Source organism: Anaeromonas gelatinilytica (genome assembly GCF_016820635.1).
In the GTDB taxonomy this organism is placed as follows: domain Bacteria; phylum Bacillota; class Clostridia; order Tissierellales; family SIT17; genus Anaeromonas; species Anaeromonas gelatinilytica.
The window spans coordinates 22,201-32,881 of sequence record NZ_WSFU01000086.1 but is presented as its reverse complement, the minus strand read 5'-3'; the positions used below and the strand labels follow the sequence as shown (position 1 = coordinate 32,881).

Here is a 10,681-nt window from a genome sequence, read left to right as displayed (position 1 = left end):
AGTTATACTAAACGAGAGTAGTAATTTTTATGATTATGAAATCGGACTCGTCGAATAAGGAATAAAGCATAAAATTTATAGATATTTGGTTTATTAATAGATTTTAGTAGGTATTTTGTAACGGATAATAGAACTGGACCTAATCAACTTAATGAAACTATTAATTTAATTGAATGGGATTCATATGCGGAAAAGATATTGTATGGATTTTCTGCAGGATGTAATGTGATTTTAAGAGTTATTAGAGATATGAGTGTTAAGTGTAATAAGATAATACTTCAATCTCCATGGATACCAGTTGTTGAAGATAATATAAATAGTTTGATTGAAGCATTAAAGAAGAAAAATATTGAAGTGCTTATAATATGTGGAAATGACGATGAAGATTGTTTGCCACAATGTAAAACATTTGAAGCGAAAGCAATTGAGAAAGGATTAGATATTAATGCCCTATACATCGAAGGTCTTGGACATGATTATCCAGGGAGTTTCAATGAAATAGTTCTAGATTTTGTTAATAAAGATAATTAAAGTTATTATAGAGGATAGTAGAGGATTAACTTCTTTTGCCATACCTTCGGTGATTTCAACAAGACTTAAATGGTATTAAACTTGAGTAAAAATTTTGTTCATACAATTATATGCAAACTTATTGAATTATAGGTGGACCAAAGCTTCCACAGATTACTTCGTATAACAATATATTTCCGTTCGCTACGCACATCTTTTCGCTGGGTGCAAGCACCTCCTGCGAAGAGGACTATGAGAATTCAGCTCAGAGACGTCGGGGATACGAAACGTTAGGTGCTATCCTGTGTTTAAAATGTTTGTAAATACAAATAAAAGAAAGAGGAAGGGTATATATTTTTATGTATAAGAATATTTTAGAAATGATAGTTTGTCCAAAATGTCAAGGAAAACTTAAACTTGAATCGGAAAAACAGATTAATGGTGAAGTTATTGATGGAATGCTAGCCTGTAGTAATAATCATGAATGGAAAATAGAAGAAGGAGTAATCAATTTTGAATCCAAAGAGCAGGAAAAGGCAAATAACTGGAGTGAATCATATAAAGAAGTAGATTATGATGAATTAGATAGAAAAATAAAAGAGAAAACTCCTCAAATACAATTAGATGCTCAAGAGAAAGCTAAAAAGGAGATTATTAGTTTAATCAATAAATATCAAGCAAAGAAAGTTCTTGACATTGCTACTGGAAGAGGGATACTTTTAATAAAGTTAGTAAAAAAATTTGGGAATAATATTGACTTAGTATGTATTGATTTGAGTTTTGATGTTTTAAAATATGACCGAATTAAGTCCATGAAAATAAATCCTGATGCGAAAATTAACTATATTGCTTGTGATGCTTCAAAGCTACCGTTCTTAAGAGATATGTTTGATCTATCAATATCTTTTTTTGGTATACAAAACATGACTGATTTAACATCAAAAGGCGTTCAAGAAGGGGTACGAGTGAGTAAAAAAGGATTAATTAACGCAGGTATTGTTATAAAAGATGATAACTCTAAAATTGAATTATTAAATAAATTGCTAGCAGAGCATGGTTATGATTTTAAAGTAGATTCAGTTACTGAATCACATTTTCATCAGTTACATAAGATTGATGAAAGCTATAAAGTTAAAATTAATAATATATTCGAAGGTATAGGCGAAGAAAATGAAAATGATCTAATACCGATTGAAGGCGAATGGTTTGCTATTGCAATAAGTGAAACAGACATGAGTTAATTTCGATGGACAATCACCTAACAATATGTTTGAGCAAGGGCACTCGAGGGAAGAAGAAGCCTAGGTTAAGTAGTACATTCCTTCACTGGGAGCAAAGCTCCACCAGGAGGTAATGGTTTGGGGCCCAGCTCAGGGACGTCGCAAATACGGAGCGTTGTAAAACATTGTGCACTACTTAAAAAGTAAAATTTGTATAGCGAGTAAGATTCATCAAATTTAATTTCTAAGTATACAAAAAGGGGATGGTGTATTGACGTAGTTGACAGTGATCTAGATATTATTTGTGAAGTATATAAATATGAGATTTTCGAAAAGAAAGTATGAGATTATTTTAGAAGCTATGATAATTTTAATATTGATAGACAAATTGTTAGAGGACTAGAAACATCATTTTCTAGTTTTAATTATAATGGTTTTTGGATAGAAATTTTTGGACAGCCTAAACCAACTTGTGAACAGAATGGATAGCGATATGCAATCTAAGAGGATAAATAGGAGCTAGGGATGACTTATGTAAGATTTATGGTTTATCTAAGATTATAAGCATTACAGGCACGTCGCGAATCGCAGGGACGTTAGGTGAAATTAATCAGTTGTTATAACTAAATTAAAATAATTGAAAGTGAGATAATTAAGTAAAGGAGATAATTATGAAAAATAAGTCATGGTATGAAGATATTAATCTGAAAATTTCTAACTTGATAGATAAGCTAGGTAGTTCTAATGTAAGAAAATATAGAGTAGAATTATTAGATAGACTATCAAAAAGAACTGAAGAATTTTCAATCATTAATTGTAATGAATGCAAAAAACATAAACAACTAATTGAAGGAATGATTCAATATCTTGAGGGTAATAATGAAATGAAGAGAAAGATGTACTTAAACTCTTTTAATAAATTAATAGGTCATATGAATAGTAAGCATGATCTACATGTTGAGGGAACGAAGCAAGCTTTATGGATGTCAATGGGCATGAGTTTAGGATCAGGTTTAGGAATAATTTTTGGAATTGTATATGATAACTTTGAAAACATCGCAGTTGGATTACCCATAGGAACTGGTTTTGGTATGTTTATTGGAATTCTAATTGGTCAGCAACAAGAGGTCAAGTTAAAAGAAGAAGGAAAAATAATATAGAGATTGATTTATAATTATTCCAATTGCTATAATAATAACATTAACTAAATAAGTGATTACATCATCACCTATTGTTGAAAAATGGATTCCTACATACGAAGGGAAAAATATAGTTAAGGGTTATAGTAAATGGTTTGGAGTTGACAAAGTTTGCGCTATAACTGATTTGGAATTATTAGGATATGAAGTTGATTCAAAATATAAAGAGCAAATTTTGAAACAACATAAAGCTAAGTCAAAAGCTGGTGAAAAGAAAAAACGAGAAGAAGAGAGAGAATTGGACCCCTGGCAAGATAGTAATTTTTATTTTATAGCAGGACATACATCAGGTGGTGCGCCGTATGAAATAACATGGGATTTAAGATTCCGCTACGCTTCATGCAAATTCATTCATCAAGGGTAGTCGCCCTAAAATGCATGAACTTTTTAAATCCCTGGAATGTTATATGACATAGCTCTTTTCAATTCACAGAATGAGGAAAGAGTCAAAGAACCTAAAAACATTAGGTTTTTAAGAAACATTTATATATTATGGAGGGAAAGAATGTTAATAGAATATAATGAATTGTTAATTAGAAATGCGAAATCGAGTGATGCACAAATTCTTTGTAAGTGGTGGAATGATGGTAAAGTAATGTCACATGCAGGGTTTCCAAAGGGGTTGGGAACAACATGCGAGGAGATAGAAAAAGATTTAGAAACTGATTCAGATGAAACTCGTAGAAGATTAATAATTGAGTATAGAGACGAGCCAATCGGTGAAATGTCATATAAAAACCAAGGAGCAAAAACTGTTGAAATTGGGATTAAGATTTGTGACTTTACAAAACTAGAAAAAGGACTAGGTACTATTGTATTGAGATTATTCATCAGAAGTTTATTTGAAGATTATAACTTTCAGAAGATTATCCTTGATACAAATTTAGATAATAAAAGAGCTCAGCATGTATATGAAAAAATAGGTTTTAGGAGAGTCAAAATCAATTATGATTCATGGAAAAATCAATTTGGAGAGTTGCAATCGTCAGTTAATTATGAATTAAAAAAAGAAGATTTTAGACTATCGAGCACATCAATGTAGCTGCAAGTGTCTACATCATTTAATAAGCTGTTTGAGTAAGGGTGTACTCGGATGCAAGCCTAGGGCAATGTGAATCACATTTAAAGATAAAATACCACAGTGGATTTAATCCAGTTCAACTTTTTATACTATGCAAGACTTATAGGGTAAAAAGCATCATTACTTCCTATAATAGAGGCCTAATGTACATCGGAAAGTGGTATTTAAGAAAAACCCGACGTCGGTAAGCCTCAGAACATTACCTGACATGCTAAAAAATGTGAGTACATAAGGAGGATTTCAACATGTTTAAGGAACATAATTATATAATTTGGGGAACAAAGTGCCCTTGTGGAAGAGAGAACTTTATTCTTCAAAATAAATTTCATCCATGGAACGAAAGTGATTTCAAAATTGTCATTAAATGTAGCTATTGCAAGAGTTTCCTTACTGTAGATAAACAAGCTGCTGAACAGTTTTATAATGAAAGAATATATAGTTATTTTGAAGATGTAGAAGGTATAGTTTTAGATGTAGGATATGGGGGAGGATTTTTGACACAACACTTGATTAATAAAGAAAGTGTAGAAAAAATATATGCAATAGATATTGATGAAAATAGTAAAGAAGAAATTAACAAGTTAGTAACTAAACATAAAAATATAGAGTTTAAATTATGTGATTTGAAAAACATTTTAGAAGCGTTCAAAGAGAAAAGTGTGGATTATGTTGTAAACCGAGATGTTTTTATGTTTGTTGAAGATACACAGAAGTATTTTGATGACATTACTAAAATAGTACGGAAAGGGATTAGACAAATGGGATGGTTTATTAGTGACAACAAAAGAATGAAAAATAAATTAATGCCATCAGATATAGCTGCAGAGTTAAAGAAGAGAGGTTGGAAAGTAGAACTAAGAATTTTAGAAATGAAACAGAGTGCACGTCGAGTAACACTATGTTTACAGGATGTGTTGGCGGGTAAGTTTTGATGGAAAGGTCAGTGCACCACATCCCTTCGTCGGAAATGAAGTTCTGCCAGAATGGTCTATCTTAGAAGTCTGGTTCAGGGATATAACATTATAGGAAATTCTGACAAAGTCGTAAATTAAGGAGATGAAAACATGTTAAAAGAACCAAGATGGTTAAATTATGCTAAAAAATTGCAGGCTATTGCTCAAGCAGGTTTAGCTTATTCAAAAGATAAATATGATATAGAAAGATTTGAACAAATTAGAGAAATTAGTGTTGATATAATGAATAATTATACTAACATAGAACATAAGAAAATTGAAGAATTATTTGTGAATGAGGATGGTTATCCTACACCTAAAGTTGATGTTCGTGCTGCAATATTTAAAGATGAAAAAATATTATTAGTAAAGGAAAAGATTGATGGATTTTGGTCTTTGCCAGGAGGTTGGGCAGATGTGGATTTATCATTAAAAGAAAACATAATAAAAGAGGCAAGAGAAGAAGCTGGAGTAGAAATAAAACCCAAAAGAATAATAGCTATATTAGATAGAAAAAAACATAATAATCCTATTATGCCTTATGGAATATACAAAGTGTTTATTGAGTGTACTTTTCTTAATATGAAGTTCGAAAAAAATATAGAAACATCAAATGCTGAATTTTTTAGAGAAGATGATTTGCCTCCATTATCTACAGGACGAAATACAATAGATCAGATAAATATGTGTTTTAGGGCTAAAGAAAATGAAATTCATGAAACTATATTTGATTAAAACCGTCGGAATATCATATTGGAATAATAGTATTAGAGAACCATAGATAATAATGAGTACAATCTATGTTTACAATTAAAATGTAATATTCTTATATAGCGTAAAATAATTAGGCAAAGTATATTAGAATAAACCATTTATTGGTAAAAATTATGAAAAAGAGATTATGAGAGGTTATGATTTTATAGAGGATGAGATGAATAAATATAAAAATAAAGAAAAAAGCAGAGTTTAGATTAGTAAAATCTATATAACAGAGGCTTATCAAACATTAGGAGGTGAATTTTCAGTGAAAACATTGATTATATATTGTTCTGAATATAAGAGTAATACTAAAAAGATTGCACGTATATTTGCTGAGAAAATTGATTCAGATCTAATAAGTATAAAGGATATTGATGATGTCGACATAGACAATTATAATCTTATTGGATTTGGTTCAGGAGTGTACAGGGAGAAACTATCACCAAAACTATTTAGACTGGTTGACAAATTGAATTTAAGAGGTAAAAATGTATTTGTATTCTCAACCAGTGGAATTGGGATGGGATTTTATAATAATAAATTAATTAAAATTTTAATATCAAAGGGAGCTATAAATAGAGGTAGTTTTGCATGTAAGGGTAGTTTTCTGAGGCGAGAATCCACTAATAATAAAATTTTTGATATTATAGGGAGATTATCACAAGGCCATCCGAATGATAAAGATTTTGAAAAAGCAGAAAGATTTATTGAGAAGATAGTAGATTCCATTCATTAATTCTTATAGCGGTAATTATAAATATTAAATAGTAAACTTAAGTAAATATATTTGAAATAAGGGAGAGATTTTTATGGATAAAAAATATACAGAAGCTAATTCTAAGATATTTGATAAATGGGTTGAGGAAGGTTGGGAATGGGGACAACCTGTTAGTCACGAAGTTTTTGAAAGAGCTAAAAATAATGAATGGTCTGTACTACTAACACCAACAAAACCGGTACCTAAGGAATGGTTTTGTGAAATGAAAAATGCTGAAATATTAGGTTTAGCCTCAGGAGGAGGCCAACAGATGCCTACATTTAGTGCATTGGGTGGAAATTGCACTGTATTGGACTATTCGGAAAAACAATTATTAAGTGAAAAAGAAGTAGCAAAAAGAGAAAACTATGATATTAAAACAGTTAGAGCAGATATGACAAAGCCTTTGCCCTTTGAGGATGAATCCTTTGATTTGATATTTCATCCAGTTTCTAATTGTTATATAGAAGATGTCCTTCCTGTATGGAAAGAATGCCATAGAGTATTAAAAAAAGGTGGAATCTTATTAGCAGGATTAGGCAATGGTATAAATTACATATTTGATGATGAGGAAATAACATTAAGTTATAAACTACCATTTAATCCTTTAAAAAATAAAGAATTATATGAAGCCTCAATGAAAAATGACTGGGGAATTCAATTTTCCCATACCATAGAAGAACAAATTGGTGGACAATTAAAAGCAGGATTTATCCTCACAGATATATATGAAGATACAAATGGTGAAGGTAGACTTCATGAATTTAATGTTCCAACATTTTATGCTACAAGAGCAATAAAAAAGTAAGGTTAGGTGCAATTTAAGAGTATATAGTTTTCAAAGGAGGAATATTATGATAAAGCCAAAGCCCCTAGTAAAAGGAGATAAAGTTGCAATTGTAAGTCTATCCAGTGGTATGCTAGGCGAAGATTTTGCAAGACATGAATTAGATTTGGGAATAAAGAGATTAAAGGAATTTGGATTAGTTCCTGTTATTATGAAAAATGCATTAAAGGGAATAGACTATGTTAAAAGTCACCCGGAAGCCAGAGCTCAGGATTTAAAGGATGCCTTTAAAGATCCATCTATAAGAGGGATTATTTGTGCCATTGGCGGAGATGATACCTATAGAACATTACCCTATTTGATGGAAGATGAGGACTTTATAAATACAGTAAGTAATGATCCAAAACTTTTTACAGGATTTTCAGATACAACGATTAATCACTTAATGTTTTATAAATTAGGAATGGGCACCTTCTATGGGCCTAATTTTATATGTGATTTAGCTGAATTAGATGATGAAATGTTGTCCTATACAAAAAGAGAATTTCAAAAATACTTTGAAAATACTAATGAAAGCTCTATAGAATCAAGCAATCTATGGTATGAGGAAAGAAGGGGTTTTTCGTCAAATTTAGTAGGTTCAGGAAGAATCAAACATGTTGAAAATAGAGGATATGAAGTTTTACAGGGAAAAGGGAAATTTAATGGAAGACTTTTAGGAGGTTGTCTTGAAAGTTTATATGATATATTAACTGGAACTCGCTATGATGATGAAAAAATTATTTGCGAAAAATATGAGATATTTCCCCCATTAAATGAATGGAAAGATAAGATACTATTCCTAGAGACTAGTGAAGAAAAGCCTACTCCAGAAGCGTTAGAGAAGGAATTATTAGCCTTAAAAAGAAAAAGAATCTTTGATGTAATAAGTGGTATAATCATTGGAAAGCCACAGGATGAACAATTCTATGAAGAATATAAGGGAGTTTACAAAAATGTGGTTAATGATAAAGACCTACAGATATTATATAATGTGAACTTTGGACATGCCTATCCTAGATGTGTTATTCCCTATGGAATTAAAACGGAAATTGATTTAGATAATAAAACAATTATATTAAAAGAATCTTTATTTCAGTAAATTGTAGATGGGTTAATAATAAGGTAGATTTTAAATTTATTTTTCATAATTTTTAAAAATATTAGACACTTTTTATTGCTCAATCGTTATATATATGAATGCACTAATTGAGGAAGTGATATGATGAATATTTATCGAGTTTACCAAATTTTAACATTGGAGAATTAATATTGTAGGAAAATAAAAATATATGTAATAATAGAAAGAACGTATCCTTGAGATACGTTCTTTCTTGTCAATTTCCCAGGAAATAATTCTGTATTCGACATTTCCTAAGAAAACTATGTCAATATCTATTTTAAGATATTTAGGATACTCATAAAAATTAAAGGAATATATCTAGATTATATAGAAGTATACTTTTAGGAAATATATTGATTGAAATAAAAGATATTTTTGGTAAATTGTATACTTACATTTAAATAAAGGAGAAATTTATGAAGAAGAATAAATCAATTTCATTGGAGGCCTATAATAATATGTCAGAATATTATTATGACAAAGCCATATAATGCATATTATGAGAGACCAGCAACCCTTTCGTTGCTTCCAGATGTGAAAGGAAAGGTTGTGTTAGATGCTTATCGCGCAGCTGGATGGTATACAGATTGGTTATTAAATCAGGGAGCTAGTGTAACAGCTCTAGATTTTAGTCCTAAAATGGTAGAAATGACTAAAAGTAAGATAGGAGAAAGAGCTAAAATAATACAGGCGGATTTAAATGAACCTTTGGATTTTATAGAAGATGAAGAATTTGATATTGTATTGTCTTCATTAACTTTACATTATCTTGAAAATTGGGATAGGGTAATGAGTGAATTTAATAGGATACTAAAAGAAGCGGAAATGCTAGTATTTTAAAATAGTGATATTGTGAAATAAAAGCTATAGTAAAGAGGTGTATATATATGAATATTGAAGAAGATTTTTGGAATTATTATTATAGCTATTTAGGAGTTGAAGAAAAAGATCTTAAGGTTTCAAAGCTTATATTTAAATGTAATCAAAGAGATAAACCTATAAATAATTGGTATCTTTATCCTCTAGTGGTAACTAATATAGGTGCAGAGTTTATTTGTTCAATTTCTCCAAAATATGCTAGGACTTTTAGGAAATTCATTTCAACATGTAATTATCATAATTTTGAAGAACTTTATGGACTATTAGATATTTATTTTAATGATAAACTAGATGACTATAATATAAGGAAAATGTATAGATTAACTATAGAAGATACAAGACTTAGGGAGTTCAATAAGAGTAGGGCGATTATACTTACAAGGGAAGTTTTAATGAAAGGGTTAAAAAATACAACATTAAAAGAGAAACAAGATATATGGAGTAGAAAAAAAGAAGAAGTAGAACAAGGAAGGCAATACGTTATTCTTAATGATGAAAACATAGTTTCTTATTGTAAGGTTTCGAATATTGATTTTGGTGGAGGGAATTTAGTAGTATGGACTGAACCGGAATATAGAGGGAGAGGTTATGGAAAAGAAGTAGTTATTGCTGCTACAAAATGGTGCATTGAAAATGATATTCTTCCTATATATTGGGTTGATTCAGATAATTTAGCATCTTTAAATCTAGCTAAAGCTTTGAATTATAAGATATATTCTGAAGAGCTTGTGGTATCTACGAATGTATAGATGTTTAGTATTCTAAATAATAAAGGAGTGGATAGTTTAGATTTTCGTTCCATAGATATTGAAAAGAATAAGGATATACTTATTAAATTTAGAAAGGATACTCAGTATATAAGTTTTAGCACTTTAGAAGGATTTGATGAAAAAGCTTATATAGATCGAATGACAGAAAGAGTTAATAATTTTTCAAATTTTTTTGTCTGCTAATATAATTGGAAGGAATAAAATATTAAAGGTTTTAATATTAATTATTAATGATTATTTGCATAAATATACAAAAATATTATGTGGTCAGATTTAATCTGTCCTTTTTACGAGTAAATTATCTTTCCTTTAAATTGAACTACTCATAACTGTAATAAATCACACTGTTCTATAAAAGCTTCATCTAGAGTTAAATAATTAAGAATTTTTCGTGGCAAGGTATGCAATTTAGCCATTGATTCAATTGAGTAGTTATTTAAAGATTTACCTTTTATTGTATAAAATTTTTGTTGAAATCATAGTATCTATGTAAAAATAATTTCTCTTTCATTTCATATTGAAAAAATTATATCTTCTATAAAAAAAATACTTGCATATATATAATAAAACATATATAATTATTCTTAAATTCATGTTAGAAAGG

The 10,681-nt window shown here is 29.6% G+C and carries 13 protein-coding genes and 1 pseudogene; all 14 read left to right on the top strand.

Annotated features, from left to right (window positions below; genetic code table 11):
• Positions 1-225: 225 nt before the first annotated feature.
• Entirely contained in the window at positions 226-531 is a 306-nt protein-coding gene (locus GOQ29_RS06910; protein WP_203371913.1) for an alpha/beta hydrolase, read from the top strand.
• A 338-nt stretch (positions 532-869) separates the two neighbouring features.
• A complete protein-coding gene (locus GOQ29_RS06905; RefSeq protein ID WP_203371912.1) occupies positions 870-1,751 on the top strand; it encodes a class I SAM-dependent methyltransferase in 882 nt (293 codons plus the stop codon).
• Positions 1,752-2,093: 342 nt separating this feature from the next.
• A pseudogene (locus GOQ29_RS15010) lies at positions 2,094-2,219 on the top strand (DUF4269 domain-containing protein); the annotation flags it as partial.
• A 182-nt stretch (positions 2,220-2,401) separates the two neighbouring features.
• Positions 2,402-2,890 (top strand): hypothetical protein, encoded by a 489-nt coding sequence (locus GOQ29_RS06895; protein ID WP_203371911.1) that lies wholly within the window; start codon positions 2,402-2,404, stop codon positions 2,888-2,890.
• A gap of 52 nt (positions 2,891-2,942) precedes the next feature.
• Positions 2,943-3,293, top strand: coding sequence for a hypothetical protein (locus GOQ29_RS06890; protein ID WP_203371910.1), 351 nt, complete (start codon positions 2,943-2,945; stop codon positions 3,291-3,293).
• Positions 3,294-3,434: 141 nt separating this feature from the next.
• Positions 3,435-3,971: a GNAT family N-acetyltransferase gene (locus GOQ29_RS06885; RefSeq protein WP_203371909.1), complete on the top strand. Its 537-nt coding sequence runs from the start codon at positions 3,435-3,437 to the stop codon at positions 3,969-3,971.
• 284 nt (positions 3,972-4,255) lie between these two features.
• Positions 4,256-4,942 carry a class I SAM-dependent methyltransferase gene (locus tag GOQ29_RS06880; protein WP_203371908.1) on the top strand — a complete coding sequence of 229 codons (687 nt, stop codon included), beginning with the start codon at positions 4,256-4,258 and terminating at the stop codon, positions 4,940-4,942.
• A gap of 132 nt (positions 4,943-5,074) precedes the next feature.
• Positions 5,075-5,698: an NUDIX hydrolase N-terminal domain-containing protein gene (locus GOQ29_RS06875; RefSeq protein ID WP_203371907.1), complete on the top strand. Its 624-nt coding sequence runs from the start codon at positions 5,075-5,077 to the stop codon at positions 5,696-5,698.
• 289 nt (positions 5,699-5,987) lie between these two features.
• Positions 5,988-6,458: a flavodoxin family protein gene (locus tag GOQ29_RS06870; RefSeq protein WP_203371906.1), complete on the top strand. Its 471-nt coding sequence runs from the start codon at positions 5,988-5,990 to the stop codon at positions 6,456-6,458.
• Between the two features lie 73 nt (positions 6,459-6,531).
• The gene (locus GOQ29_RS06865; protein ID WP_203371905.1) at positions 6,532-7,287 is read left to right on the top strand and encodes a class I SAM-dependent methyltransferase; all 756 of its coding nucleotides are present in this window, start codon (positions 6,532-6,534) and stop codon (positions 7,285-7,287) included.
• A 46-nt stretch (positions 7,288-7,333) separates the two neighbouring features.
• A complete protein-coding gene (locus tag GOQ29_RS06860) occupies positions 7,334-8,407 on the top strand; it encodes a S66 family peptidase (RefSeq protein WP_203371904.1) in 1,074 nt (357 codons plus the stop codon).
• A 495-nt stretch (positions 8,408-8,902) separates the two neighbouring features.
• Positions 8,903-9,268 (top strand): class I SAM-dependent methyltransferase, encoded by a 366-nt coding sequence (locus GOQ29_RS06855; protein WP_252187548.1) that lies wholly within the window; start codon positions 8,903-8,905, stop codon positions 9,266-9,268.
• Between the two features lie 47 nt (positions 9,269-9,315).
• A complete protein-coding gene (locus tag GOQ29_RS06850) occupies positions 9,316-10,056 on the top strand; it encodes a GNAT family N-acetyltransferase (protein ID WP_203371903.1) in 741 nt (246 codons plus the stop codon).
• A complete protein-coding gene (locus tag GOQ29_RS06845) occupies positions 10,057-10,260 on the top strand; it encodes a hypothetical protein (RefSeq protein ID WP_203371902.1) in 204 nt (67 codons plus the stop codon).
• Positions 10,261-10,681 lie beyond the last annotated feature (421 nt).

Coding starts and splice junctions, on each gene's coding strand:
- GOQ29_RS06905 (WP_203371912.1), top strand. CDS start 870: ATGTATAAGAATATTTTAGAAATGATAGTTTGTCCAAAATGTCAAGGA.
- GOQ29_RS06895 (WP_203371911.1), top strand. CDS start 2,402: ATGAAAAATAAGTCATGGTATGAAGATATTAATCTGAAAATTTCTAAC.
- GOQ29_RS06885 (WP_203371909.1), top strand. CDS start 3,435: ATGTTAATAGAATATAATGAATTGTTAATTAGAAATGCGAAATCGAGT.
- GOQ29_RS06880 (WP_203371908.1), top strand. CDS start 4,256: ATGTTTAAGGAACATAATTATATAATTTGGGGAACAAAGTGCCCTTGT.
- GOQ29_RS06875 (WP_203371907.1), top strand. CDS start 5,075: ATGTTAAAAGAACCAAGATGGTTAAATTATGCTAAAAAATTGCAGGCT.
- GOQ29_RS06865 (WP_203371905.1), top strand. CDS start 6,532: ATGGATAAAAAATATACAGAAGCTAATTCTAAGATATTTGATAAATGG.
- GOQ29_RS06860 (WP_203371904.1), top strand. CDS start 7,334: ATGATAAAGCCAAAGCCCCTAGTAAAAGGAGATAAAGTTGCAATTGTA.
- GOQ29_RS06855 (WP_252187548.1), top strand. CDS start 8,903: ATGACAAAGCCATATAATGCATATTATGAGAGACCAGCAACCCTTTCG.
- GOQ29_RS06850 (WP_203371903.1), top strand. CDS start 9,316: ATGAATATTGAAGAAGATTTTTGGAATTATTATTATAGCTATTTAGGA.
- GOQ29_RS06845 (WP_203371902.1), top strand. CDS start 10,057: ATGTTTAGTATTCTAAATAATAAAGGAGTGGATAGTTTAGATTTTCGT.